At 62.8% G+C, this 26,154-nt stretch carries 21 protein-coding genes; 5 read left to right on the top strand and 16 right to left on the bottom strand.

All coding sequences use genetic code 11. From position 1 onward, the window contains the following. From ACN0YF_RS13275 to ACN0YF_RS13230, 10 genes are all read right to left on the bottom strand, one after another. On the bottom strand, positions 1 to 624 hold a 624-nt coding region (locus ACN0YF_RS13275), incomplete at its 3' end, for a hypothetical protein (RefSeq protein ID WP_417494755.1). Further along, positions 621 to 1,655 (bottom strand): Gfo/Idh/MocA family protein, encoded by a 1,035-nt coding sequence (locus ACN0YF_RS13270; RefSeq protein ID WP_417494754.1) that lies wholly within the window; start codon positions 1,653 to 1,655, stop codon positions 621 to 623. The genes ACN0YF_RS13275 and ACN0YF_RS13270, both read right to left, overlap by 4 nt. A gap of 43 nt (positions 1,656 to 1,698) precedes the next feature. Continuing rightward, positions 1,699 to 2,382, bottom strand: coding sequence for a cytidylyltransferase domain-containing protein (locus ACN0YF_RS13265; RefSeq protein ID WP_417494753.1), 684 nt, complete (start codon positions 2,380 to 2,382; stop codon positions 1,699 to 1,701). A gap of 110 nt (positions 2,383 to 2,492) precedes the next feature. Continuing rightward, a complete protein-coding gene (locus ACN0YF_RS13260; RefSeq protein WP_417494752.1) occupies positions 2,493 to 2,672 on the bottom strand; it encodes a hypothetical protein in 180 nt (59 codons plus the stop codon). A gap of 149 nt (positions 2,673 to 2,821) precedes the next feature. Continuing rightward, positions 2,822 to 3,520, bottom strand: coding sequence for a sulfotransferase family 2 domain-containing protein (locus ACN0YF_RS13255; RefSeq protein WP_417494751.1), 699 nt, complete (start codon positions 3,518 to 3,520; stop codon positions 2,822 to 2,824). A gap of 118 nt (positions 3,521 to 3,638) precedes the next feature. Then, on the bottom strand, positions 3,639 to 4,292 hold the full coding sequence (locus ACN0YF_RS13250) for a sulfotransferase domain-containing protein (RefSeq protein ID WP_417494750.1): 654 nt from the start codon (positions 4,290 to 4,292) through the stop codon (positions 3,639 to 3,641). Positions 4,293 to 4,479: 187 nt separating this feature from the next. Continuing rightward, entirely contained in the window at positions 4,480 to 5,181 is a 702-nt protein-coding gene (gene pgl / locus ACN0YF_RS13245; protein ID WP_417494749.1) for a 6-phosphogluconolactonase, read from the bottom strand. After that, the gene (locus ACN0YF_RS13240) at positions 5,159 to 6,373 is read right to left on the bottom strand and encodes a glycosyltransferase (protein ID WP_417494748.1); all 1,215 of its coding nucleotides are present in this window, start codon (positions 6,371 to 6,373) and stop codon (positions 5,159 to 5,161) included. The genes pgl and ACN0YF_RS13240 overlap by 23 nt, the downstream gene beginning before the upstream one ends. 39 nt (positions 6,374 to 6,412) lie before the next feature. Beyond that, positions 6,413 to 7,876 (bottom strand): ABC transporter ATP-binding protein, encoded by a 1,464-nt coding sequence (locus tag ACN0YF_RS13235; RefSeq protein ID WP_417494747.1) that lies wholly within the window; start codon positions 7,874 to 7,876, stop codon positions 6,413 to 6,415. Positions 7,877 to 7,888: 12 nt separating this feature from the next. Beyond that, positions 7,889 to 8,602 carry an ABC transporter permease gene (locus tag ACN0YF_RS13230; RefSeq protein WP_417494746.1) on the bottom strand — a complete coding sequence of 238 codons (714 nt, stop codon included), beginning with the start codon at positions 8,600 to 8,602 and terminating at the stop codon, positions 7,889 to 7,891. A 503-nt stretch (positions 8,603 to 9,105) separates the two neighbouring features. Between ACN0YF_RS13230 and gmd the strand changes: the two genes are divergently transcribed. From gmd to ACN0YF_RS13215, 3 genes are read left to right on the top strand one after another with little or no spacing between them, the layout of a single operon-like run. Next, positions 9,106 to 10,176, top strand: a complete 1,071-nt coding sequence (gene gmd, locus ACN0YF_RS13225; protein ID WP_417494745.1) for a GDP-mannose 4,6-dehydratase — start codon at positions 9,106 to 9,108, stop codon at positions 10,174 to 10,176. Beyond that, positions 10,160 to 11,161 (top strand): GDP-L-fucose synthase, encoded by a 1,002-nt coding sequence (fcl, locus tag ACN0YF_RS13220; protein ID WP_417494744.1) that lies wholly within the window; start codon positions 10,160 to 10,162, stop codon positions 11,159 to 11,161. Before gmd ends, fcl begins: the two co-directional genes overlap by 17 nt. A 48-nt stretch (positions 11,162 to 11,209) precedes the next feature. Then, entirely contained in the window at positions 11,210 to 12,703 is a 1,494-nt protein-coding gene (locus ACN0YF_RS13215) for a hypothetical protein (RefSeq protein WP_417494743.1), read from the top strand. Here ACN0YF_RS13215 and ACN0YF_RS13210 read toward each other — a convergent pair. From ACN0YF_RS13210 to ACN0YF_RS13195, 4 genes are all read right to left on the bottom strand, one after another. Then, on the bottom strand, positions 12,639 to 13,928 hold the full coding sequence (locus tag ACN0YF_RS13210; protein WP_417494742.1) for a glycosyltransferase: 1,290 nt from the start codon (positions 13,926 to 13,928) through the stop codon (positions 12,639 to 12,641). The genes ACN0YF_RS13215 and ACN0YF_RS13210 overlap by 65 nt on opposite strands. Before the next feature lie 18 nt (positions 13,929 to 13,946). Beyond that, positions 13,947 to 14,786 (bottom strand): 6-hydroxymethylpterin diphosphokinase MptE-like protein, encoded by an 840-nt coding sequence (locus ACN0YF_RS13205; RefSeq protein ID WP_417494741.1) that lies wholly within the window; start codon positions 14,784 to 14,786, stop codon positions 13,947 to 13,949. A 97-nt stretch (positions 14,787 to 14,883) separates the two neighbouring features. Next, positions 14,884 to 15,453, bottom strand: a complete 570-nt coding sequence (locus ACN0YF_RS13200; RefSeq protein WP_417494740.1) for a D-sedoheptulose-7-phosphate isomerase — start codon at positions 15,451 to 15,453, stop codon at positions 14,884 to 14,886. Between the two features lie 141 nt (positions 15,454 to 15,594). Further along, positions 15,595 to 18,777, bottom strand: a complete 3,183-nt coding sequence (locus ACN0YF_RS13195) for an FkbM family methyltransferase (RefSeq protein ID WP_417494739.1) — start codon at positions 18,775 to 18,777, stop codon at positions 15,595 to 15,597. A gap of 415 nt (positions 18,778 to 19,192) precedes the next feature. On the opposite strand from ACN0YF_RS13195, the gene ACN0YF_RS13190 reads away from it, so the two are divergent. Both ACN0YF_RS13190 and ACN0YF_RS13185 read left to right on the top strand, forming a co-directional pair. Further along, the gene (locus ACN0YF_RS13190) at positions 19,193 to 21,709 is read left to right on the top strand and encodes an acyltransferase family protein (RefSeq protein ID WP_417494738.1); all 2,517 of its coding nucleotides are present in this window, start codon (positions 19,193 to 19,195) and stop codon (positions 21,707 to 21,709) included. Between the two features lie 81 nt (positions 21,710 to 21,790). Continuing rightward, positions 21,791 to 24,313, top strand: a complete 2,523-nt coding sequence (locus tag ACN0YF_RS13185) for an acyltransferase family protein (protein WP_417494737.1) — start codon at positions 21,791 to 21,793, stop codon at positions 24,311 to 24,313. 22 nt (positions 24,314 to 24,335) lie between these two features. Here the strand turns inward: ACN0YF_RS13185 and ACN0YF_RS13180 are convergent, their stop codons facing one another. Then, entirely contained in the window at positions 24,336 to 25,856 is a 1,521-nt protein-coding gene (locus ACN0YF_RS13180) for a phosphomannomutase/phosphoglucomutase (RefSeq protein WP_417494736.1), read from the bottom strand. Between the two features lie 125 nt (positions 25,857 to 25,981). Beyond that, the coding region (locus ACN0YF_RS13175; protein ID WP_417494756.1) for a UDP binding domain-containing protein at positions 25,982 to 26,154 on the bottom strand (173 nt) is incomplete at its 5' end.

The following is a 26,154-nucleotide window of genomic DNA, read 5'->3' as shown; positions in this document are numbered from 1 at the left end:
GGCAAAGCGGCGTTCCGGATCGGAAACCCGTTCCAGCGAACCCATGTCGAAGACGAGATCGAAGGAGGCGGCACCGAGTTCGGAAACGGGTGTCTCCACTGTGCCCTCGGGCGCAGGCTGACCGGAGACGCGCTCGGTCAGCACCATCTCGCCGAGCCGGCCCATGGCGCTGAGTGAGGTGGCCAGACCGGTCTCGTCATTGCCCACCAGCGCGGTGCGCGGGGCTTCAAGCCCGTACTCGTCGATGACTTCCTGGGCCCAGCGCACGATGGGCGCGTGGATCGACTGGCGCTGTTTTTCCGAGAAGCGGTGACCGAAATAGTCGCGGCGCCAGCGCGCAGCCTCGCCATCACGGGCCAGACGGTCGAGTTCGTCCTGCACCGGCACGGGCGAGGCGAAGAGGGAGCCGCTGTCGGGACAATGATGAAAGCTGAGCCCGTCAGACATGAAGGCCGGTTCCGGCTTGCAGCTGCGGGTTGGATTGGCGCGGCCGACCCAGCGCGTCGACGGGTTCTGCAGCAGATGCGCGGCTTCGGCCCGGCGCAATTCCTCGTAGCGTTTCGAGACCTGGTCCGGACGGACTTCGGCGAGGCGCATTTCGTCAATCAGGACCGAGGTTTTCATGCCGATTGCTCACTTTCGTCAGACTGGGTCCAGCTATTGTCAGCGCCATAAATGGCGAAAACCGTTTCCATGGCATCGACGGCCTGTTCCACGGTGCCGATCCGCACCGGTTCGCCGGCCAGGGCGCAGGTGACGAATTCGGTCATTTCCTTTTCCCAGGAGCGGTCATCGGCGAAGAAGCTGATCACCTCCTCGGGGTTGGGCAGCGGATAGCCGTTCTCGTCCATCGTGTTGCGCGCCACGATCAGGGTTTCCTTGCCATAGCTCATGGTCGAGGAGAGGATTCCCTCCAGGGTCAGGAAGCCTTTTTCAAGGAAGATCTCGAGCCGGAATGTATGGCGCCACTGCGTCGCCGAAGAGTGGATAACGCCGACCTGGCCCTGGTCGTTGCGCAACAGGGCGAAGGCATTGTCCTCGACCGGAATGTTCCAGTACTGGCTGGTGACGAAGCTCTTCACTTCGCTGAAGGTTCCACAGAAGTCGTGGAACAGGTCGATCATGTGAATGCCCTGGTCGAGCAGGATACCGCCACCGGAGCGGCTCGGCACATTGCGCCAGTTCTTGTCGAATTCCGGTCCGCCGGCCTTGCCGTAGACACCGCGCATCCACAGGATCTTGCCGAGGCTCTGCGAGGAGACCAGACGCCGCGCCTGTTCGACGGATTCATGATAGCGGTGGTTGAAACCGAACTTCACCGTCAGGTCCGGGCGTTGCTGCGAGGCTTCGCGGATGCGGTAGACATCCTGCGGATTGCGGCCCGGCGGCTTCTCGCAAAAGACGTGAATGCCCTTGGCCAAGGCCGCGACGGCAACAGTGGGAATCAGCTCATTGGTGCAGCTGATTACGACCGCATCAATGTCCTCCTCGAGCAGTTTTTCCCAGTCCGTGTGCCGGATCATGTCCGGCTGGTCCGACATGTCGGCATAGGGATCGGCCAGCGCCACGACGCGCGCATCGCTGCGTGCATCAAGCGTCGCCTTGCGGATTCGCCCCATCTTGCCGAATCCGACGACCCCGATCTTCAACACCATTATCCTGTCCTTCCGGAATGTGACGCGTCGGACGATCGCCCGTTCAGCCACCGAATTGCGGGCCGTCTCCGAGATGGCTCAGCAGGGCTTCCGCGATATCCAAGTCTTCTTGCGTCTTGATGACATGCCCGGACCAGCGATCCAAGGGCATAATCCCCACGCGGCCGGCATAGGTGGCACAGCGCCCCGCATCCTGGGCCTCGAGGAAAACCGACGGCGTCCAGCTGGTCAGACTCCAGGTAATCCGCTGCAGTGGCGGCAATTCCTGGGAGTTGGTCTTGGCGTCAAAGTTGAAATTGACGGGCTCGCCGCCCATCGCGCATTCGATCTGTTCCTCGACACAGCTCAGGACGGTGTCCAGCTCGCCGCCCTCGGCATATTCGACGAAGCGGCGGATATGCTCGGCCGAAGCGAGTGGCGCGATCGAATGGACCTGGTAGACACGCTCACACGGATGGGCCCGCATGAATTCGCCCACAAAGTCTTCGCTGGTGGCATCGTGTCCGCCGAGCCAGTCAGGGCGTTCGTGAAATTCGGCACCCTCGGCGAGCGCGTGCTCGCGAAATTCGACATTTTCTGAATTGACGACGATCCGGTCGAAACAACCGGCCGTCTGGCAGCGCCGAACCGCACGGCGGATCAGCGGGATTCCGGCCAGCGGCGCAAGGTTTTTCTTCTTGAGCCGCTGGCTGCCCATCCGGGCCGGGATCATGGCAATGATGGTCACTGGAACACTTCACCCGGGCAAAGTCGTGGAAAAATCAACGCAAACTCGTTGTCAGTCAGACGCTCGCCGCCCTTGTCGACAAGGACAATTCAAGTCGTCGAGACCATATGTCAGGAGGCAGGCTGCTGCTTCACAAGCTCGAGACACTTGGCATAGGTATTCATGATCCACTTCTTGCTGGCGGAGTTTTCACCACCGGCCAGCGACACACCTTCAACGGCAGCAAGGTGAAGCATCAATGCGTAGGCGACCGCTTCCGGGCAACCCAGACCGTTTGTTTCGAGGCTCATAATCTTCCTTTCTCAGGACAAAATTTCATGTTCAGGGACGATCCGGAGTGATTAGCGCAATCACGCCTGAAATCAACAGGAATCATGGCAAAAATGCCGGGCCCGGCGCCGCTAAAACCGCTTCGGCGCGATGCCGGCTTCCAGATTTGTTATGAAACTACAGACGACAACAGGGCATCCCTGAAGCGGTCATACAGCTCAACATCCAGCTTGTTTTTCTCGGTCAGAATCCGTGTCGCCTCTGCGACGCGATCATCATCCACGTTGAAGTCGGAAAATTCCTTCGAAACATTCGCGCGCGGAACTTCCAGCTGAGCAAAACCCGTCGCCTGGCCGATCGCCGTCATGGTGTGGTCCATCTCTTCGGTGATCCCGACCACAAGCTTGTCGCGCTCGAGGAAGGCCGTCGCCGCCTCGAGCGAACCGCCACCAAAACGCCGCGTGTAATATTCCGACAATTGCCGGTCGAGGGCATCGTCACGGGCAAAATCCAGGATATCCATCCGGGAGATGGTCTCGTACAGCGCATGCGATTTCTTGTTCCGGACAAAGCGGTACAGGGACATGCCGCGCTGCACCGGATGCCGGAGCATGGTGACGATCTTCAGGGCGCGGCCATCGGACTGGCGCAGACCCTCGATCTGGTTCTTGTGAAAATTGGCGCAGATCCAGCTCAACTCGGCGGTGTTCGTCACCGCCAGGGTCTCGTCGATCTTCGCCTTGTCCGGATGAATAATGTCCAGGAAACGCTCTTCACCCACATTCTTCAGGATGAATTTCTTGAACGCCGTACCCGCAGTCTTTGGAATGTGGTTGAAAAGGTAAAGGTATTCGCCATCAACGCTCATCTGTATCCCCCATGGTGGTCCGGTCGAGCGAAGCCGCACCCCGGCCCGGCACAAGGCCGGCCGGGGTGCGCGCTCATTTCAGGTCCAGGCGCCGGCAGCGAGCCAGACGCAGAGCCCCTCAGACTTCGTATTGCAGGCTGGCGAGCGGTCCCGCGAACATCTTGTTCAGCGCCTCGATCGTGGCCGGCTCCAGCTTCTCCTTGTGGTCGCCCGGCAAGGCCTTGCGCTTGTGCGCCGTGACATCTTCGCTGCCGTCGAGCTCGAACTGCGCCGCGCGCTTCTTCATCTGCTTGGCAATGAAGCCCTTGCGGTTGCGCAGGGAATAGGGCTCGAGGAAACGGGGCAGCCAGCCCTCGAAGTCCATGACCATGTCCTCATAGCGGGAGAAGGTCACATTCTCCTTGCCCAGCATATTGTCGATATAGAAGTTGTACCGCTCCAGATACTGGGGCGCGCGGAACATAACGTAGTTATCAATCCCCTTGTCCAACTCATTCAAAGAGTCAGAGGAAGGGTTGAAGCCCTCATTGCTCCGGCGGTGAGAATATTTGTGGGAGAAGTACAGGGAAACGAGCACGTCGCGCGGGTCGCGCAGGTGCAGCGTGATCTGCGAGTCCTGCCAGTCGAGTGGCATGAACGCGTACCGCAGCGTCCCGATCAAACCGGTTACTTGCAGCTTGCTTGGGTCGCGCTCGAGTTCTTTCTCTCTCGGGAAGCCCGGATGCTTGGGAGCGTGCAGCTCCAATCCAGTCCCGATTGCGATATCCCTCATCAGGGCATCAATAAATCTCGACGCCGCCTTGTGTGTCGTGAACACATAATAGTTCTTGACGCCCCCCGTGCTAGCCATTCGAATTCTCCAATTGATTGATTCAGGCGAAAGAATATCTGTTTAGGCCTCAATGATCAATCGACCGGAGAGGCTGTTGACGGCTCAATTCACTGTCGCAGCTTGCGATTCACGAACCGCGCCCGCCCAATGCCCGGGCACAGGCAGCATCGACATGAATCTGGACCCGCGGCCGGCCGGAACAGGCACGCGCAAAAGGTGAAACCGCGCCTCCGGACAGGGCTTCGCGCACCGCCCAGGCCTTGGATTCACCACAAGCCACCACCAGCAGGGAGCGCGTCGCCCGCAAGACGTCGAGCGTCACCGACAAGCGGTGATCCCCGCGTGGCGACTGGCCAACCGTCACTGTGCCGGATGCATCAAGCGCGTCGGAGCCGGGGAAGAGCGAGGCGACATGACCGTCAGGGCCCAGCCCGACCAGCGCCATGTCGAAGGCATGAACACCCCCGAAATAGGCCAGCCGCCGGGCATAGGCCTCCGCCCCGGCCTGCGGCTCGACAGCGCCCGGCATCGCGCGGACATCTGCACCGTTCCAGATCCGGCCGAGATGGCGGCGGGCACTGCCGGCATTGCTGTCAGGGTGGCCGATCGGCACACAGCGCTCATCGATCCAGAACAGTCGCAGACGGTCTGCGGGCAGACGGCGTCCGAGCAAGCGGCGCAGCCGGCGAAAGATCAGCGGCGGCGTCGATCCGCCCGACAGCGCCAGATTGAAGCATCGGCCCCCATGCCGGTTCACAGCCCTGACAATCTCGTCAGCGGCGGCACTGGCCAGCGTGTCCGGTGTCTTATGAATCAGCAAGCGTGGCATTTGCCTCTCCCGTCAGCGTCTGCAGCCGCTCGAAGATGCGCCGGGCACTCCGGTCAACCGACCGCTCGGCGGCCACGCGCGCGGCAAGGCCGGCATCGCAGCCCCGCGGCCGCTCGAGCGCGGTGCCGATTGCGGCGGCCATGGCATCGACATCAAAGGCGGGCACAAGCCAGCCGGCATCGAACTGCGTGATGAATTCCTCGGCCCCGCCGGTGGCCGCGAAGGCGATGCTGGGCGTCCCGGCCAGGGCGGCCTCGATGACCACACGCGGATAGGGGTCCTCGCGCGAGGTGCATAACAGCAGATCGGCGCGGTGCAGGACGGGCGCGAGATCCGGCACCGCCCCCGGGAAACTGATCGCCGCGTCCAGCCCGGCACCGGCGATGCGGCTGCGGCAGTCGTCCAGCCACTCGCCCTCGCCCAGCCACAGGCCCGCGACGCGCCCGGCAACCGGCGGCTTTTCAAGCGCGCGTTTCATGGCTTCGATAAACAGGTCCGGCCCCTTGCGCGGACCGACCGTGCCAGCCCCGACGATCAGACGGTCGCCGGGCGCCAGGCCGAATTCCTGTTCGACGCGGCCGGCTTGCCGGGCGAGCGCTGCCAGGTCTGGCACCTCTGCGGCCGGCGGCTCAACGCCGAGACGCGATGGCGCCACGCCGAGAGCGGCCAGGTCGGCGCGGCCACGGCCGGAGACTGCCAGCACCGGGCCATCGCCCTTGAGCAGATATTCGCGCCTGCGGCGATCCAGCGCCCTGAGGCTGGGCGCCATCTCCCGCACATGGGTCAGAACCGGAAGGTCGAGGCCCAATTGCTCGATCATGTCGGCGCAGTGCGATGTGTTGGCGTAGACCGCCTGCGCCCCCCAGGCACGGTAGCGCTCCGCCAGAGCGCCGGCATCCCGCCGCCCGGCGCGGGAGAGACAATAGGGCCTGTCCGGATTGCGCAGGCACTTCAGCGCCATGCCCGCATCGTAATCGCGCAGGATGGACGCAGCATCGGCCAGGCCGATTTCGGCTCGCCGGCGATAGATCGCAGTCGGCGCCACGGCTTCGAACTCGGGCCTCAACACACCATCGCGGCGCAGCAGGATTTCGACATCCAGCCCCATCGCGACCCATTCCCGCGCCAGCAGGAGTGCGCTCCTGGGCGCACCGGTCCGGTCGGCGGCATGCGACATCACGAGCAGTTTCACCAACGCCTCCCCGGTCGGCGCGCTGGCCTGGCGATTGCCCTATTCGACATCGGCTTCGTCGACGGCCGAATAGACCTCATAACTGTAAGGCAGATTGATATCGCCCCAGGTGAGCAATTCGGAGGTCCGGACGCGGAAGGTCAGGATCACGTCCCGCCACAGATAGGGCTTGCCGTCATGGATCGAGATTGTGACGACATAATTGCCCGGCGCCAGGACCATGTCCGGAATGCGGACCCGGCAATGCACCACGCCGGCCGCATCCTGGCCCTTGAGGAGATCCTGGTTCAGCGTCGAGATCGTCGCGAGCCGGCCACTGCCTTCCTTGTGAAAGACGAGCGAGACATTGAGATTGCCGGCCGGCTCGGAAAGCTTGAAGCGATACTCGATCTCCATGCTCTCGTGCGGCCGCACTTCGTTGGTGGGCTGGCCATTGACCAGCAGCACGGCGGCGAACTCCTCGACCCCGGGCTCGGGGCGTTGCCGCCCGTACAATTCATTGACCTCGGTCGCGGTGATATCCGGCCGGGTCCACTCGCCGGGCTGCCCCGAGAGATGCAATTCACGCTCGACCGGACCGAGCGCCCGCACGGCCGGCCGGCGGTCCACGGCGTTGAAGGTCGTACCCATGACGCTCTTGATCTTGCTGCCCGACGGCTCGGCTCGCACCCCGCTCCGGGCAATCGGCGCCGAACTCCCGTCCCGTGCAGGCGCCGGCGTGGCCAGCGAACTGGTCTGCCTTTGCTCCACAAACTGGAGATATTCATGCACGACCTCGCCACTTGGGCCGCGCGCGCGGATCTGACCATCATGGACCCAGATTGCGGAATCGCAGAACTGGCGGATCGAGGTCATGGAATGGGACACCATGACCATGCCGACCCCGCGGCGGCGCAATTGCTCGAGATAGAGCAGGCATTTCTGCTTGAACGACGCGTCGCCCACGGAGAGCGCCTCATCGATCAGGATTGCCTGCGGCGTGGCGCTGATGCAGATGGCAAAACCAAGCCGCGCCTTCATGCCGCTGGAATAATAGCCAACCGGGCTGTCGAAGAATTCGCCGAGTTCTGAAAACTCCTCGATCCGCGCGATCATTTCCTCACGCTGCTCGTTCGAGCTCGCCCGCAGCGCGACGCCGCTCTCGGCATTCTGGCGGCCGGTCAGTTTCTGGTTGATGCCGGCCCCAAGGCTCAGCACAGCCTGGACATCGCCATTATGGACAACACTGCCCGTGTCCGGCTTGATCACCCCGGCCAGCAGGCTCATCAGCGTCGTCTTGCCGGCGCCATTGAGGCCGATGACACCCAGCGTGTCGCCGTCGGATACCGACAGATCGACATCGCGCAGGGCCCAGAACTCGCCCTCGGAAAGGCCGACCGAGGCCGAATCGCCCTCAGTCGGGCCGACGATCTCGCGGAACAGGGCGCCCAGGCCCCGGCGGCGTGTTTGCTGGTCGCGAAGGGAATACTTCTTGGATATTCCAGTTGCAGAAATGATCGGCATATCGGGAGGATCTCACAGGACAATTCTGAGTGTGCGCCGGAAGACAAAGAGCGCGACTGCGAACACGATGATCATGATGACGAGCCAAAGCCCGGCAAGAGCGTAGTCCACCCGCCCCACGCCGACAAGCGCGTCACGGGCGGTGGAAATGGCCACGGCGATCGGATTGTAGATACCGAGAAAGCCGAACTGGGCCGGGATGGGGATGATGACGCCGGACACGAACAGCAGGGGGCGCAGGGCAGAGGAGACCAGGATCTTGAGGTCCCGGTAAAGCTCCGCAAAGGGCGCCAGCAACAGACCGATCGCGACCCCGAACAACGGCGCCAGGAATGACAGGACAGCATAGCCGAGCAGATTGACCGGGTCGTGAATGCCGAAGGCGATGGCCACCCCGAGCGCGACAACGAGCCGGAAGAGGTGGAAGAAACAGGACGTCAGGACAACCACCCAGACCACAGAGCCCGCAGACACTTGGGTCGTCTTCAGCAAGGGCCGCATCCGGGTGATCGAATTGAGGCCGCCATTGATGCCGTCGACACAGGTCTGCCACACCATCAGGCTGGTGACCGCATAGACCGCGTAGGGCAGCGTTATGTCGCCGATCGTGATCATGCCGGAATGGCGCAGGAAGATGAACGCCCCCGCCAGGATGAGCGGTTCCAGCAGGGCCCAGAAGAGACCGAGCCCCGATCCGGCATATTGTGCGCGGATATCGCGCCTCACAAGTTGAATGGCCGGTTGACCCAAAGTGCACCTATTGCTGGTTACGCGGCATCGGCAACCCTGCGCCGGCACCGGAGCAACCCGTCCGCGAAATGCGCGAGACCGGTTTCGATGGATGTGGCCGGCCTGAAGCCATAGCCCCCTGATATTGCCGGGTTCCCGGCGGCGAATTTGTATACATACCCTGCCTGAAGGGGCCTATATATCTTCTCAGCTTCACACGCCAGCACGCGTTCGCGGCAAAACCCGCCCGGGCACCCGATTGCCGCCTCCGGCGACCGGACGAAGGCGAGCTGGCAAATTGTCGTGCCCGCGGGAGAAAACCGCAGCCCTGGCGCGCAAAAATATGGGCACACCTATTGAGATAAGGGGTTGCGTGACGCCGCCAAGTTTCTTAGACGGTCCGCCACATCTTTCATCGTGCGATCTGGCATGCGGAACGGGAGGCTGACAGGGCCTCTCGATGCACTGGCAGGTCGCGCGATTGGTTCCAGGGGGAAACAATGGGCAAAAAAGTAGCGCTGATCACCGGCATTACCGGCCAGGACGGCGCATACCTTGCGCGCCTGCTTCTCGACAAGGGCTATATGGTCCATGGCGTCAAGCGTCGCTCATCCTCCTTCAATACCGGACGGATTGACGACATTTATTCCGACCCCTTCGCCAAGGATCAGCGCCTGCACCTGCATTATGGTGACCTGACCGACGCAACCAATCTGATCCGCCTGGTGCAGCAGACCGAGCCTGACGAGATCTATAATCTCGGCGCCCAGTCCCACGTCCAGGTCAGCTTCGAGACCCCGGAATACACCGCCAATTCCGACGCCATGGGCGCGCTGCGCATCCTGGAAGCCATCCGCATCCTCGGCATGGAATCCAAGACGCGTTTCTATCAGGCCTCCACGTCGGAACTCTATGGCAAGGTCCAGGAAATTCCCCAGTCGGAAACCACCCCCTTCTACCCGCGCAGCCCCTATGCCGCGGCCAAGCTCTACGCCTACTGGATCACGGTGAATTACCGCGAATCCTATGGCATGCACGCCTCGAACGGCATCCTGTTCAATCACGAGAGCCCGCTCCGCGGCGAAACTTTCGTGACCCGGAAAATCACCCGCGCCGTCGCGGCGATCAAACTCAAATTCCAGGATTGCCTCTATCTCGGCAATCTCGACGCCCAGCGCGACTGGGGCCATGCCCGCGATTATGTCGAGGGCATGTGGCGGATCGTCCAGAACGAGACCGCGGACGATTTCGTCCTCGGTACCGGCGAGATGCACACCGTGCGCGAATTCGTCGAGAAGGCCTTCGGCCATGTCGGCGTCAATATCGAATGGCGTGGCGAGGGCATTGACGAAACCGGCGTCTGCACCGAGACCGGCCGCACCCTGGTGCGCATCAATGAGCGCTATTTCCGCCCGGCCGAGGTTGAACTCCTGCTCGCCGACCCGACCAAGGCTCGCGAAAAACTGGGCTGGACCCACACCACCAGTTTCGAGGACCTTGTCCAGGAAATGGTTCAGGCCGACCTGAAGACGGTTGCGCTGGAAGGTGACCGAAATGACCGGTTTGAGTGAGTCCGGGTCTCCGGCGCATTGCTCGCTGACGGGCAAGCGGATCTGGGTTGCCGGCCATCGCGGGATGGTTGGCTCGGCTGTGGTTCGCCGCCTGGAACGCGAAGCGCCCGGCGAGCTCCTGACCGTTGGCAGCAAGTCCGTTGATCTGCGCGACCAGCAGGCCACCCGTGCGTGGATGGAAGAGACGCGTCCGGAACTGGTCATCGTCGCAGCGGCAAAGGTCGGCGGCATTCTTGCCAATGACCGCTACCCTGCGGACTTCCTCTACGACAATCTGATGATCGAGGCGAACATCATCGAGGCGGCTCACCGTGTCGGTGTCGAGAAGCTGATCCTGCTCGGATCCTCCTGCATCTATCCCAAATTCGCCGAACAGCCGATCCAGGAAGGCGCGCTGCTGACCGGCGCGCTCGAGCCGACCAATGAATGGTATGCGCTGGCCAAGATCGCCGGCATCAAATTGTGCCAGGCCTATCGCCGCCAGCATGGCTGCGACTTCATCTCGGCCATGCCGACCAATCTCTACGGCCCGTTCGACAATTATGACCTGCAATCCTCGCACGTCATTCCGGCGCTGATCCGCAAGGCTCATGAAGCCAAGCTGGCCAAGGCCGACTCGATGGAGATCTGGGGCAGCGGCTCGGTGCGCCGGGAATTCCTGCACGCCGATGATTGCGCCGACGCGATCGTGACCTTGCTGAAAGTCTATTCCGGCGACGAGCATGTGAATGTCGGCACCGGCGAGGATATCCGCATTGATGAGCTGGCCCAGCTGGTCATGGATGTGGTGGGCTTTGAAGGCAGCTTGCGCAAGGACACAACCAAGCCGGACGGGACGCCGCGCAAATTGCTTGATGTCACGCGGTTGCGTGATCTGGGCTGGGAGCCCTCGATCGGGTTCCGCGAAGGGCTGGCCGATGCCTATCAATGGTATCTGGCCAACAGTGTCGAAGGCAGGGGGCCGAACGACCGCACCTCTGGCTGACCCTCGGCTGGATGTGTAGTATGGGGCGGTATCGGGGGAAATCTGGTCGTGAGCGGTATGAATCTTGAGAATGTGAATGTGGTCAACGACCTGATATCGAAGGTCGTTGCGTTCGGGCTGCGGGTCAAATACGGCCGCGTGAGCGAGAGTGCCCCGAGCGCGCCCACATCTCGTCGCATCATGATCTATTCCAGCCATCTGGGCGGACACCGGCACCTCTATGCCGCGCGCTTCGCCGATGCGCTGCACAAGCTCGGCTTCGAGGTCCATGTCGTCTATTGCGGCGAACAGGATGCGACCTCGCTGCAATGGCTGCTCCATGACGCGACCCAGGCGACCTGGAAGGACTTCACCTCTCCAAGCATGAAGGGCATTCGCGACCTCGAGAATGTGCGTGTCGTCAGCCTGCGCAAGCAGATGCCCGCCGCCGCATCAGAACTCGAGATGATCGTCGAGTACCAGAAGAACGAGAATATCGCGGCGACCTTCTTCATGGATGGCGATGCGATGCTCGAGACTTTCCTCGCCCAGGGCCAGGCCGGGAAACCGAAATTCATCGGCAATACCTACGGCGTCTTCATCCGCTATGACTACCTGTACCGCCGCACGCTCGGCGAGCGCCGCTTCAAGCAGCTCAACGACCGCCGTCACTGGCTGCGCGGTGTCATCTATGAACACCTGCTGGTCGAGCCGGGCTATCTTGACGGCATCCTGGCGTCCGACGATGTCTATGCCCAGCGGCATACCGAGACCGGCCGGGTCCACCTGATCGAAGAGGTTGGGCATTACGAGCCGGAGGAAGTTCTCACCGAGGAAGAGACCACGCTCTACAAGCGCCTTGCCGGCCGCTACCAGCAATGGAAGGGCCGCCACAAGGGCAAGAAAGTCGTCCTGCTGTTCGGCGATCTCGAAGTGCGCAAGGGCTTCGATTTCCTGCTCCGGCTCGTGGCCGACCGGCCGGACCTCATCCTGGTCCGCCTCGGGCGCATCAAGCCGGGCTATCAGGTCCTGAACTGGCGCGAGGTCCGGGCCCGCGAAAAACTGATCGAGGATGACCGCCTGCTGGAATTCAGCACCTATTGCGGCTCCCAGAAATTCATCGACCGCCTGTTCCGGGATGCCCACTATATCCCGCTCGCCTACCGTGACCACGCCCGGACCAGTGGCGTCTGGCGCCAGGTCATGTCCTTCGGCAAGCCGGTGATCTTCCCGTCCTACGGCGTCTGCGGCTTCCGGACCGAAGCCAATCGCGTGGGTCTGACCTATGAGCCGAACAATTACGATTCATTCGTGGCGGCCTTCGACGAACTCGATCAGAATTATGACGAGTATGCCGAACGGGCGCAGGAATACTTCAAGCGCCGCCTGTCAGACGAGGCCTTCATTGCCACGCTGAAGCACTGCCTGGCAGAGTCGGGATTGATGCCGGACGAATCCGGAACGGAGGCTCTGAGTGACCTGTCGGCGACGCCGGAGGCTACTTCCCCGCGTTCGCGAGCACGCTCGCGTACAGCTTCTGGAAACGCTGGCGCTGCAGCTTGACCGAGCACTCCTGATCCATGAACCGGCGCGCGGCCTTGCCGTGCGCTTTCGCCAGGACCGGGTCGTCGCGATAGGCCTGCACCGCAGCTGACATGGCCACCATGTCGAAGGGCTCGATCACCCGGCCGGTCTCGCCTTCCTTGACGTATTCCGCATTGCCGCCGACGTCGAAACACACGGTCGGCAGGGCACAGGCGCCGGCTTCAAGCAGGACCTGGGCCGAATTGTCACAACGTGACGGGAAGAGGAAGACGTCGCCCGTCGACAAAATGCCCGCCTGCTCGGCCTCGTCGCCGACAAAACCGGGGCTGACAATCTGCAGCCCCTCAAAGGCCGGATGTCCCTCGAGATCACCGACATTGCCAACGATGACCAGCGTCGTGCGCTGGCGCTCGCGCAGCCGTCCCACCACATCGGCGAACAGGTCGAAGGCCTTGCGGTAGTTCTTCGAGTTTGAAAGCACGGCGGAGATCACGAAATTCGTCTTGGAGATGCCAAGCCGCGCCCGGTTCGCCTGTCGTGCGGCGGGCCGGAAGACGCTCGGATCCACACCGACGGGAATATGGGTGAAGGACGCAGCGTCCTTGAGCAGGCTGACGCGCGCCTGTTCCAGCAGCCATTCGGACGGGAAGACCATATTGAAGGGCACGCCCTTGAAGGCCTTGCGCCGGGCATTCCACATGATGGCGGAATTGTCCCGGTCCGGGCGCCGCAATTCGGCCTTGCCGGGCTCGGTCGTGAGCTGGGGACAGGGGCCGCAGCCCTCGCGCCAGCGCTCGCAATCGAGCGAATAGGCACAATAGCCGGTGAAGGCCCACATGTCCGACAGGCGCCAGATCACGGGCTTCTCGCGGGCGATGGCCCGCAAGGCGCGGAAATTGAAGAACGGGCGGTGACCGCCGGCATGCAGCTGACGCACCTCGAAAATGTCGGCCGAACGCACGAGCTCGGTATCCTTGAGCCCGAAACTCTCCGGGCTGGCCCAGAGGTCGCCGGTACCGTCGCGCTTCTGGTGCCGGCGGGCCAGGGCCTCAAATGCGCGGGCCTTGGCCTCGGGAACCTCGACCAGGTCCTTGAGGCAATGGATATAGGGCGAGTCCCCCTTCACCGCTTCGCCGACCACGACCTGGGAATCGATGCCCTTTTCGCGCAGCGCCTCATGATGGCGTCGCAGGGCCGTGCCGGCGCCGCCGCGGAGAGTGTAGGTCAGGTGGACGATTCGCATCGGAACTCGCTTTGAATTCTAGAACAGGGAATCAAATTTCACGCGCGGGAAGATGTCGAGCTTCGAATTCTCGCCGGCATTGAACACTTCACGGCCGGACTCGCGGAACACATCAAGCGCGCGCTGATACGCCTCTTCCTGGTAGGACACATAGGGGATGCCGAATGTGCCACCGATCTTGTGATAATTGTCGATGAAGTGCGCTTCCTTCAGCATTTCATAGACTTCGGGAGTAATCCGGATCTTGCCCGGCGGATAGGCCTTCGCCAGCGGGCCGTAGCTGTGGTCACACCCGATGATGTAGACCGGGTTCAGCCCGAGGAAGAAGGCAAGCTGGAGATTGATGTAGGTGATCGTCGAACCGAGATAGACGATATTGGCAAAGTCCGTGGAGAATCCCGGATAATGATCACGCCAGCGATTCTTCGTCGGGTAGCTGTCGACCGCGACATTCGCAAACAGCGTGTCCTCATCGACATCCTTGATCGCATAGGAGTTGTGCAGGCCGTAGATCTTGGTCGGCCCCTTCACCTTCGAGAGCTGATGGCGCCGGTCTTCAACCTGCTGGATATCCTCCATCGTGAAATAGGTCGTGTGAAAACCCATTTCCTCGAACTTCAGGAAAATCCCGTTGGAGCCGATCGTGACCTCATCCTTGAGTTTGGACAGATCCATCTGCCCAAGGCTCGGACCATTGCCGATCACAAAGCCGCGCTTGCCCTTGTGCTTGTTCCACAGGCTGGCGATGCGGCCCTGATATCCCGGGTCGCGTGACGTAAAGGGGAAACCCTTGCTGAGATCGAGACGCAGCGTCTCGAAATAGCGCGCTCGCGCGCGCCGCACACGGAGATAGCTCACGAGCCGCTCCAGATGCGAAATATCCGAACTCCAGGATAACAAGTCGCCCCCCTCAATCGCCCGGCATCACAGATACGATGACGGGTTTAGAGTTGTATCAGGTCACAGGATATTCGGCCCGGCCCACCAGCATGTCCACGACGGCCATGAGCCAGCCCATGTGAATACACTCCACGATATTGTAGGCGCGGCTCTCGACCCAGAAGTCGATGTCGGCCATGCCACGCAGCGGATTGTCCGCGCCGGAACCGGTGAATGCGACGACGGGAATGCCCTTCGACTTGGCGTATTCGGCGGCCTTGACGGCGTTCGGGGATTTTCCGCTGACGGAAATCAGAACCAGCACGTCCTTGGGGTCGCTGTAGAACTCGACCGCCTTGGCGATCCAGTTTTCATAGCCGAAATCGTTCGAGAAACAGGTGATCAGATTGGGTTCGTTGAAATCGACAGCCCGGACGCGACCCTGTTTGGTGAAGTCGACGGCGCCGTGCGATGAAATCGAGGCGCTGGCACCATTGCCGGCAAACATCAACTTGCCGCCGCGCTCGCGGACGCTCAAGCAGAGTTTGTGAAATTCCAGCAACTTGTCGTAGACTTGCTCATCGAACATCAAGCCTTGGTACTTGTTGAAATACTCACCAAGCCAGGCATGGTTCACGTCGGACATCTCAAACTCCCGGAAACAAACTTGAGCCAACCCGCGCTCAAGACCGATCAGCTAGTTGATCGATGCCACTGCTTGTAACAATTTTTGCCCGATTGGGAACGCCCATTCTCGGGATTTGCGCAGTCGAATACAGCGCAGGCGCTATCCCCGGAGGCGTTCCAGGCTTTCGCGTTTGATCGCCCACACATTGAAAGTTCCGACCCCTGCGATGTGGGAAATCGGCCGGTGGGAGGTCGCCCGGAGGTAGTTGTATGACTTCGAAACCCCGTAGGCGAACCCGGCCCGCTCAAGAAGGCTGAGCGCCTCGGAAAGCCCGTCCGCGGTCTTGTCCGGGTCGATATGCCATTCCATGGTCAGCTGATCGACCCATTTCAGCTTGTCCTCGATTTCGGCCAGCACCATGGGCTCGGCGCCTTCGATATCGAGTTTGAGATAGTCGACCGGTCCGGTGATGTATTCGCTGAGCCGCACGGTATCGACCGTGATTTCGTGAATTGTGTCGCCGAAAGCGGTGCGCCGCTCGGTCAGCGAGCCGGCCATGGAATGGTCCTCGGAAACGAAGAAGGTTTCCTGCCCGCCATGGTTTGAGAGGGCCGCGGTGTGGACGGCGACATCGCGGAAATTATTGCGCCGGACATTGGCCCGGACCAGATCGGCATAGGCCTCGATCGGCTCGAAGGCGGTGATGTGCGCGTCCGGATAGAGCAATTTCCAATAGGTCGTCGACATGCCGAAATTGGCGCCGCAATCGATGATCACCGGGTCGGTCTTGTCGCTGTGGAAGTAGTATTCCTCATCGATCAGGATTTCATTGACCAGGGTCCAGAGTGAACGGCGGTCGATGAACTGGATCTCGGCGTGAGGCAGCTGCATGATCTCGCCCTCACACAAGCGGTCCAGGACGTAGTCGCGCACGTCGGTCTCGTGACCGAAACCGCGTTCGGGCAGCGGCACATCGCGGGCAATCTGCGCCAGCTTTTCCTTGCCATACAGCTGCTCCAGCGACCGCCAGACCTGCGCGGCCCGCCCGGTATAGTCGAGCAGCTTGCCCTTCCCCTTCCAGGGCTGGTCGAGCAGGTTCGACAGGATCGCCGGCGAGCCGGCCAGCTTCGCGGCAAGGGCCGGCTCCTCGCCCAGAGCTGCCTGCACACTGCCCCTGAAACGCCCGACACGAAGCAGGTTGGGGACCGACTTCAGGAAAGACTCCTTGTCGGCGACGGTCTTGAGCACTTCCGTGGTCAGCAGGCGGGCGACATAGCGGTCGTCATGGTGCAGGGCCCGCTTTGCCGCCGCGACCAGGGGTTCGCTGGCGATGCGGCGTGCGGCCGGCTTGAGCACCATCTTGTCATCGGCGACGGATTCGATGATGGCTTCGGTCAGCAGCTCGCGCGCATAGGCCGGATCGCTGGTCATCAGACGACGGATCGCCGACTGGACCCCGGTGGCCCGGACTGAGCCGGCGGCAACGGCAACGAAGGCCATCGTGTCGCGGGATTCCCGCAGGACAGCCTCGTCCAGCACGCCATGGCGATAGCTCGCATCCTCCAGCAGCGCGGCATAGACCGCCTGCCGGAAGACAGGCCGCCGGACCAGCGTGCCGGCCTGGCGTTCGATAGCCCGATGGTGCGCGAGGATCTCGGCGGCCGGCTCGTCGAGCAGACGGTCCCGGAAACCCGGCCGCTCGACAACCGCCTGGCGGACGAGAGTGATGACCTGGTCGTCCTCGAGACGATCGGACAGCAGCGCGATGAGGCCCACGCCCTCGGTGGCGGCGCGCAGGATATCCGGCTCCAGCACGCGGTCGCGGTAGCGGTGATTCTCCTGCAGGCGCTTGCGGATCGCGTCGACAATGGGATCGGCGGCGATCCGTCCTGCGGCGAGTTCGGCGAAGACCGGGGTGTCCGCCATCGCCTTGAGGGTTGTCCGGGACACGATCCGGGCGCGCAAGTCGGCGTCGTTCTCGATCCCCGCCCGGATGGCCTTGACCAGCTCGTCGCTGCCGATCTCCTGGATCGTCAGCTTCCGGAAGGCGGCGGTATTGCGCATATGCTCCAGGATGCCCGGATCGATGATGCGCGCGCGGTAGTCGGCATCCAGGTCAAGCGTGGTGTGGATGGCATCGACCACGCGGTCTTCCTGCACGAGCCCGGCCGCCAGCTCGATGAAGGCAGGGTCCGAGGACATCGCCGCCAGCGCCCTGGCGGACATGATCGAGCGTGCATAATCCACGTCGTCCTGCGCGGCCTGGCGCACGGCCTCGATGATGGACGGTTCGCGAATCGCGCCGGCTGCGACGTTCAGGAACAGCGTCTCCCGCGAAATCAGCGCCAAGGCCTTCGGCGAAATGATGGCGCGGGCGTAGGCCGGATCCACTTTGGCGGCCTGCCGGATGGCGTCAATGACCGGCTCGGTGCCGATCATGTCCACGACCGTCGCCAGGAATAGCCGGTCCTCGCGGGCAGCGTCATACACGCCCTGTTCGAGCGTCGCGGCGCGGTATGAGGCGTCGGCGGCCAGACGGTCGGCGACCATTTTCACCATCGCGGGGCGGTCGAGGCGTTCCGCGATAAACGCGTTGAAGCCGGCGCTGTCGGCGAGGTGGCGCAGGACAGCGGGGCCCACAATCTCCCGCGCGATGCCGGGGTCATGTTCGGCACGCCGTGCGATGGCATCGAGCATGACCGGGTCGTCAATGCAGCTCGCGGCGACCTCGAGGAAGATCGGATGACCCGACAGTGCGAGCAATGGCTCGCGGGTGAGCACAGAACGGGCGTAGCCGGCGTCGCTCGCCAGCCGGGCCTTGACGGCCTCGCGCATAGCCGGCCGCGCCAGGCTCTCGGCCGCGATGGCGTCGAAGCGGCTCGCCTCGCTCAAATTCTTCAGGACGGGGTCACTCACCAGCTGCCAGGTGAAGGCCATGTCTGCTTCCATGCGCGCACGCAGGGCATCGACCATCGCCGGATTGCCCGCCTGGCGCATGAGCTGGGCGACGAAGCCCGGGCTGTTCACAAGCGTGGTGACAAATCCGGGGCTCGCCAGCTCGGGCGCCGCGCTTCCGGTTTCGGACATCCGGCCCTGCAGCGTCTGCACCAGTGCCTTGTCAGACGTGTGGGCGAGGACGGCGTCGGCAAGCCCCGCTTCATCCACAAGCCGGGAGGAGAGCGCCGGCCTTGCCAGCAATGCGGCCGCCCGTTTCGGGTTCGCCGTCACCGCATCATCGAAAACCACGCGCCCGTCCGGCCCTTCGAGAAAAGCGAGGAGGGCGGATCGGAAGCCCGCCCACTGCGACAGCAGCCCAAGAATACGGGTCAGAAGATTTTGCATGGTCGCGTCGTCATTCCGTTTTGCCGATGAGCGGCCGACCGGCACCTGGCGGCGAAGCTCGTTACCTTAACCCGCATGCTCACAAGCCCGATCAAGCCAGACCCGCAACCTGAAGTCGAACACTCAGCGCAGCCTGCAGCGGCATGTCAGGTCGAAGGAGCAGCTGCATCCGTTATCCCCTGCCAGGCCGGCGCGAGACTGCACGCGCGACCGGCGCGGTGCGCTTTTGATGGCGGAAAAATATCAGCGAAAACTCTGCCAATGCCGACCTCTTGCCCCAACAATAGCCGTCCGATTTTCGCGATGAGCCTCACATTGACCGGTGAAACCCGGCAGTCCATAAGCTCATGAACAAGCTATGATCATGAAGCTGTCATCGCATGATTTTCCACTACTATCATCTGGGCAACGGCAAATGAAGCTACTCGCGACAGTCCGCGAAGGATACCGGGCAGACATTGACGGGCTCCGCGCCCTGGCTGTGCTTTCGGTGGTCCTGTTTCACATCGACAAGGCCTGGGTGCCGGGCGGCTTTATTGGCGTCGACATTTTCTTCGTCATTTCCGGATTTCTGATCACCGGAAACATCGCGCAGGAAATCACCCGCGGCACTTTCAAGATCACCGAATTCTACCGGCGCCGGATCCGGCGGATCATGCCGGCGCTCTCGGTCGTCCTGCTGACCTGCCTCATCGTCGGACAATTCCTCTTCCTGCCGGAAGACATGATGGACCTGGCCTTCAGCGCCCTGGCCTCACAACTCTCCGTCGCCAACTTCTATTTCCTGTTCTCGATCGACACCGGCTATTTCGCCGACGATTCCGCGCTGCACCCGCTGCTGCACCTGTGGACGCTGGGCGTCGAGGAGCAATTCTACCTGCTCTGGCCCCTCGCCCTGGCCGCCGTCGGTGCCTTCCGCTTCAACCGTGTCCTGATCGGCGTCCTCCTCCTGGTCGCCGCCGCCAGCTTTATCGCCGCCCAGCTGATCGCGCCGGAAGCGCCCATGGTCGCCTACTACATGCTGCCGACCCGCGCCGGTCAGCTGCTGGCCGGGGCCCTGTGCTATTTCCTGATCCGCCAACCGGAAACGATCCCGCCCGTACCCGGCTGGGCCCGCGAGGCGATGGGCTGGGGCTCGATGGCCCTGATCGTCGCCAGCCTCATCTGGATCGACGAAACCATGCTCTTCCCCGGCCTGCTCGCGGTGCCGGTGACGCTTGGATCGGCCGGCCTGCTGCTGACCGGAGCGCTTGGCGGCTCCTCCCTGTCGCGCGCCCTCACCTTCCGGCCCTTCGTCTGGATCGGCCTGATCTCCTATTCGCTCTATCTGTGGCACTGGCCGGTCCTCGCCTTTGCCCGCTATGTCACCGGTGAACTCAATCTGGTGCAGCAGGGACTGGCCTTCCTTGTCATGGTGGGGCTGTCATGGATGTCCTTCCAGTGGGTGGAGGGGCCGCTGCGCCGCACCCGTGCCAGCTTCAAAAGCGTGTTCATGACCCACTTCCTCCTGCCGACCGCCTGCCTGGCGCTCGCCGTCATCGGCATCCGCGCCACGGATGGCTTCGGGGTCTGGCAGTTCAATGCCGGCTATGTGCAACGCCTCGCCCAGCTCGAGCGGGACAACATGCCCAGCACCGCTGCGAGCTATATCTGCCAGGGGCCGTATCTCGACCACGACGATGTCACCCTGCCGGCCTGCCGCATCAACAGTATCGATGAGCCAAGAGCCCTGCTCTGGGGCGACTCCAATGCCGGCCATTATGTCGGCACCATCCGCCAGATCGCGGAGCATCTCGGTTTCGGCTTCCGCAATATCGCGCATTCGGCCTGCCCGCCCCTGCTGGAGCATGCCCCGGAATTCGCCAATCCACGCACCGCCGACGGTTGCGCCCAATCGATCGCGGCGACGCTGGAAGTGCTCGACCAGTACCCCTCGGTCATCCTGGCCGCGAACTGGGAAAACCATCTCAATCAGTGGGGCGACCGCTTCCTGAACGAGGTTGGCGCCACGATCACCGAGCTGCGCTCGCGCGGGGTCGATGTACTGGTGGTCGGACGCCTGCCGCAATTGCAGGCCGTCGACCATGATTGCGAGCGCAAGCGGCTGCGGCTGGGCTTCATGGATTGCGATGCCCGCGCCGTCATCAACCGCTCGCGGCCCGACCGGGTCAACGCCGCGATCCGCGAAGTGGCGGAAGCTGCGGGCGCGCGCTATGTCGATTTCAACGACCATCTCTGCCAGGACGGCATTTGCCGGGGCATGCTCGAGGGCCGGATGGCCTATTACAATGTCGGCCATCTGAGCGAACGCGGATCGGAACGCCTCGGTGCCCTTGTCGTCGGTGATGACGCCATTCTCGACGCCTTCCGGCCCATCGCCGCCATCAGCCCGACGGACATGCCCGTCGTCCCCGCCGGAGCGGTGATCGAGGGACGGCCCTCACTCATCAATCTGATGGCCCCCGCCCTCTGGTCGAACGGACGCGCGACCTCGATCAGTTCCGGCCTGCTGTTCCGCGACGAGTCCGACACCGCCTACCAGTCGAGCTATGTTGAACTGGATGCGGCGGCCCTGCCGGCCTCCGATGCCCGTTCGCTGACACTCACCGGCGTGTTCCGGCGCCTCGATGCAAGCCGCATGGTCTTGCGGATCACCACCACCGGCCCGGACGGCCGCTATGACTTCCTCGCCAGTGAAAGCGGCGAGAGCCTCGGCCTGCGCCGGGGGCAGCCGGAAAGCTGGTCGGCGACTGTCGAGGGCGACATGATTACCCTGACCGCGACCATCCCCTTCCAGCCCGGCACCAGCACCCTCAGGCTCGACATTCTCCCGGGCGCCGCCCTGGCATCGGAAAATTCCTACAACGTCGCAGCGACCGGCAGCATCGTGCTGGCCGATCTGGCGCTGGCCTATCCCGAGGTCACACCCTGAGCCCTGCGGAAACTCCGCACTGATCCCGCACCCTACCCGCTGCGATAACGCGGCCTGGTCTCCAAGCAGAAGAGCAGATTGATGAGCTACCAGCACTCCGGAACCACGTCGAACTACCGGCCTGATATCGACGGATTGCGCGCAATTGCCGTGATGGCCGTCGTGCTGTTCCACATCGACAAGCACTGGGTGCCCGGCGGCTTCATCGGCGTCGATATCTTCTTCGTGATTTCCGGTTTCCTGATCACCGGCAATATCACTTCCGACATCGCCAAGGGCAGTTTCAGCATTGCCGGCTTCTATCAGCGCCGGATCAAGCGGATCGTGCCCGCGCTGGTTGCGCTGCTGTTCGTGACCCTGCTGGTCGGACAGGCCATCATGCTGCCGGCGGACTTCAAGGACCTGACGCTGTCCTCGGTCTTCTCGGCCCTCTCGCTGGCCAATTTCTACTTCCTGTTCTCGGTCGATACCGGTTATTTCGCAGACGATTCCACCACCATTCCACTGCTGCATCTGTGGACGCTGGGCGTCGAGGAGCAATTCTACCTGCTCTGGCCACTGGTGCTGGCGGCCTGGGGCTCGCGGCGCTATGGCCGCTTCATCCTGATCGCGCTCGGCATCGTGGCCGCCGCCTCCTTCGTGCTCGCGCAAATGGTGGCCCCGGCCGCACCGATGACCGCCTATTACATGCTGCCCATGCGCGCCGGCCAGCTGCTCGCCGGTGCGATCTGCCTCCTGGTCGTCCGGCACCGCTACCGTGACGTCCAGCTGCCGCGCCTCCTGCGCGAGGTCCTCGCCCTCGTCTCGCTGGCCCTGATCGCCGGCAGCCTGGTCTTCATCCATGAGGGCGACACCTTCCCCGGCTTCCTCGCCATCCCGGTCACCCTCGGCTCGGTCGGGCTGATCTATACCGGCAGTGTCGGCGGCTCGCTGGTGAACCAGGCCCTGTCCTTCCGCCCGGCGGTCTGGATCGGACTGATCTCCTACTCGCTCTATCTTTGGCACTGGCCGGTTCTGGCCTTCACCCGCTATCTGGCCGGTGATCTCGATCTGCAGCTGAAACTCATCTGTTTCGTGGTCATGGTGGCGGCGTCCATCCTCTCCTACCGGCTGGTCGAACAACCGCTGCGCCGGACAAAGGCCCCGCTCTCGCGGATTTTCACGGTCTATTTCGCGGTCCCCACCGCACTGCTCGCTGCCATCACCGCGGCGGTGTTCGCAACCGGCGGCTTCGGCCTCTGGCGCATCAACTCCACCTATGTCGCGCAGGTCGAGCAGATGTTCGCGGAATCAGGGCGTTCCACCGATATTGGCTATGTCTGTCAGCGGTTCATGCTTCGCGACACGATGCTGACCGATCCAGCCTGCCGCATCAATGCCACCGAGGAACCGCCCGTCCTGATGTGGGGCGACTCGAACTCGGGACACTATGTCGGCACCGTTCGCGAGATTGCCGATGAGGCGGGCTTCGGCTTCAGGAATGTCTCGATTTCCTCCTGCCCACCGCTCCTGGCCAATCCGGGCCGCTTCGCGGCGGCACGCTTCAGCGACAGCTGCGAGGCGTCCGTCGATATGGTCCGCGAAATCCTGCCGAATTACGACCACGTCATCCTGGCCGCCAATTGGGAGAACCACCTCTCACGCAACGGACAAGCCTTTCTCAGTGCCTTGGGCGAAACAATCGAAACCCTGACGGAAGATGGTACCGCCGTCCTTGTGATCGGGCGCATTCCGCAACTGGCACAAACCGACCCGACCTGCCCGATCAAGGCGTTGCATTTCCCGTTCCTGCGCTGCGCCAACAGGTCTGCCGTAGATCGCGGGGTCGCAGACGAGGTCAACGCTGTCATCCGGATGACAGCGGAGTCGCTTGGCGCGAGCTATGTCGACTTCAACGACTATCTTTGCGACGGGGCGACTTGCCAGGGCGTGATCGACGGCCAGTTCTCCTATTATGACCGGGACCATCTCAGCTGGCGCGGATCGGAACGGCTCGGCGAAGCGCTGCGTGGCGACGAAAACATCATCGCTCAATTCAGCAATTTCATCGGATCGGAAGGCGCAATCTCGATCCCGGTGACAGCCCCCGGTCTGGCCCTGACCATCGAGCCGGATCTCTCCCTGCTCGACCCCGCCGGATGGCAAGGCGCCGGCCTCTACGGCTCCGCCGCCGGTTTGCTGGCCAGTGACAACGCCGGGAACTCCTATCAAACGGCGCGTTTCGAAATCGATGCGGCAATCTTGAACCAGCACCCGAATGCCAATTCAGCCACGCTCGAATTCGTGCTGGACCGGCCACGAGCCAGCCTGCCGGTCATCCGGGTCACGGTTGACCCCGCCGGAACGCAGTATGACTTCCTGGTCGACAGTGCCGCCGGCCGTGTGATCGCCCGCCGCGATGCAAGGGCGCTCGACTGGTCCGAGACCTTCACAGGGGACAATCTGCGCCTGACCATTCCGTTCGACCTGCCCACGGGTACACGCAGCATCCTGGTCGAACTGCTCCCGGCCGCCAGCCAAGCTGGCGCCGATCATGGCTATTCACGGGAATACACGGGTTCCGTCACCGTCCGGGCGGCCGCGCTCGAATTTCACGAGCGTTGATTTTGGCCGCCGGGAACGGGGATCAGAGCTTCTGGTCGAACTCGCCGACTTCAGGATAGGCGGACAGAATCTCTTCGATGGCCGCGAATACCGAGGCGACATCCTCGGCCGACTCGGTGCTCTCGATGACCACGACCAGGTTGGGCGTGTTGGAACTCGCCCGCACCAGGCCCCAGGCCCCGCCCTCGAGGGTGAAGCGGACGCCATTGACGTTGTTGACGTCGATGATCTTGCGGCCGGCGACCTTTTCGCCCGCTGCCTGACGCGCCTGGATATCGGCGACGATCCGCTCGACAACCCCGTATTTGACCTCATCACCGCAGGCCGGTGACATGGTCGGCGAGCCGAAGCTGACCGGCAGCGCCCGGCGCAGATCGGCCATGGAGCGGCCCGGATTGCGATCAAGCATTTGCAGGATGGCGCGCGCCGCGACCAGTCCGTCATCATAGCCGCGGCCGATCGGTGGCTGCAGGAAGAAATGTCCGGACTTCTCGAAGCCGGCCAGCGCGCCCAGCTCGCGCGAGCGGCGCTTGATGTAGGAATGGCCGGTCTTGTAATAATCCGTCTTGCAGCCATGCTCGGCCAGCACCGGATCGATCGCGAACAGGCCGGTCGATTTCACATCGACCACGAAAGTCGAATTGGGATGCAGCGGCGCCAGGTCGCGCGCCAGCATCAGGCCGATCTTGTCGGCGAAGATTTCCTCGCCCTCATTGTCGACAACACCGCAACGGTCACCATCGCCGTCGAAACCGAGGCCGACATCGGCCTTGTGCTCGAGCACGGCATCGCGGATCGCGTGCAGCATTTTCATGTCTTCAGGATTGGGATTATAGCGCGGGAAGCTGTGATCGAGTTCGCAATCAAGCTCGACCACCTCGACGCCCATCGCACGCAACGCCTGCGGTGCGAAGGCGCCGGCCGTGCCATTGCCGCAGGCCGCAACCACCTTGAGCGGCCGGGCGATCTGCGCGCCCTCGGCGACATCGGCAAGATAGCGTTCCGCCACACCGGTTTCGCGGACATAGGCACCGCCCGCGCGGGACTGGCCCAGCCCGCCGAGCACGATTTCCTTGAGCCGGGACATTTCATCGGGGCCGAAGGTGAGCGGACGTTCCGCGCCCATTTTGACTCCCGTCCAGCCATTGGAATTATGGCTGGCGGTGACCATGGCAACGCAGGGCAGGTCGAGATCGAACTGGGCGAAATAGGCCGTTGGCGACAGGGCCAGGCCGATATCATGGACCTCGATGCCGGCATCCATCAGCCCGACTTCCAGCGCCTGTTTGACGCTCAGCGAATAGCTGCGGAAATCATGTCCGACGGCGATTTTCGGCGCAACGCCGAGCTCGTGAATCAGCGTCCCCAGACCCAGCCCCAGCGCCTGCACGCCATAGAGATTGAGGTCCGGCGCGACGTCGGAGGCCGGATGTCCGAACCACCAGCGCGCATCATATTCGCGGAACCCGGTCGGCTTGATCAGCGCTTCATTTTCGAACGCGGAGGTGTTCGGTTTCAGGCTTGCTTTGGGGATCTGGCTCATTCTGCGCATCCATCTGACGGGTTGGAGCACCTACCTATGGCATGGCCGCAATTCTGCAAACCCCGGCATCAAGATCCCGGGTCGGCCGGCATGCTCCCGGCGGCGCGAAACTGCGGCGCCGGGCCTCAGGCCGTTGGCCGGCCCACACTCGAATAGGCGAAGCCGGCGGCCGCCATTTCTTCCGGTGAGTAGATATTGCGCAGGTCGACAATCACCGGCGCGCGCATCACGGCCTTGATCCGGTCGAGATCAAGGGCGCGGAACTCGTTCCACTCGGTGATGATCACCAGGACATCGG

The organism is Maricaulis sp. (genome assembly GCF_048270265.1).
Classification (GTDB): Bacteria; Pseudomonadota; Alphaproteobacteria; order Caulobacterales; family Maricaulaceae; genus Maricaulis.
This window is presented reverse-complemented; position numbering and strand designations above follow the sequence as displayed.

Bases quoted from the DNA above. Each gene is read 5' to 3' on its own strand.
- ACN0YF_RS13235 (WP_417494747.1), bottom strand. From the start codon at position 7,876: ATGCCGATCATTTCTGCAACTGGAATATCCAAGAAGTATTCCCTTCGC.
- fcl (WP_417494744.1), top strand. From the start codon at position 10,160: ATGACCGGTTTGAGTGAGTCCGGGTCTCCGGCGCATTGCTCGCTGACG.
- ACN0YF_RS13180 (WP_417494736.1), bottom strand. From the start codon at position 25,856: ATGAGCCAGATCCCCAAAGCAAGCCTGAAACCGAACACCTCCGCGTTC.
- ACN0YF_RS13190 (WP_417494738.1), top strand. From the start codon at position 19,193: ATGAAGCTACTCGCGACAGTCCGCGAAGGATACCGGGCAGACATTGAC.
- ACN0YF_RS13195 (WP_417494739.1), bottom strand. From the start codon at position 18,777: ATGCAAAATCTTCTGACCCGTATTCTTGGGCTGCTGTCGCAGTGGGCG.
- ACN0YF_RS13200 (WP_417494740.1), bottom strand. From the start codon at position 15,453: ATGTCCGACGTGAACCATGCCTGGCTTGGTGAGTATTTCAACAAGTAC.
- ACN0YF_RS13270 (WP_417494754.1), bottom strand. From the start codon at position 1,655: ATGGTGTTGAAGATCGGGGTCGTCGGATTCGGCAAGATGGGGCGAATC.
- ACN0YF_RS13185 (WP_417494737.1), top strand. From the start codon at position 21,791: ATGAGCTACCAGCACTCCGGAACCACGTCGAACTACCGGCCTGATATC.
- gmd (WP_417494745.1), top strand. From the start codon at position 9,106: ATGGGCAAAAAAGTAGCGCTGATCACCGGCATTACCGGCCAGGACGGC.
- ACN0YF_RS13255 (WP_417494751.1), bottom strand. From the start codon at position 3,520: ATGAGCGTTGATGGCGAATACCTTTACCTTTTCAACCACATTCCAAAG.
- ACN0YF_RS13250 (WP_417494750.1), bottom strand. From the start codon at position 4,292: ATGAGGGATATCGCAATCGGGACTGGATTGGAGCTGCACGCTCCCAAG.
- ACN0YF_RS13260 (WP_417494752.1), bottom strand. From the start codon at position 2,672: ATGAGCCTCGAAACAAACGGTCTGGGTTGCCCGGAAGCGGTCGCCTAC.
- ACN0YF_RS13210 (WP_417494742.1), bottom strand. From the start codon at position 13,928: ATGCGAATCGTCCACCTGACCTACACTCTCCGCGGCGGCGCCGGCACG.
- pgl (WP_417494749.1), bottom strand. From the start codon at position 5,181: ATGCCACGCTTGCTGATTCATAAGACACCGGACACGCTGGCCAGTGCC.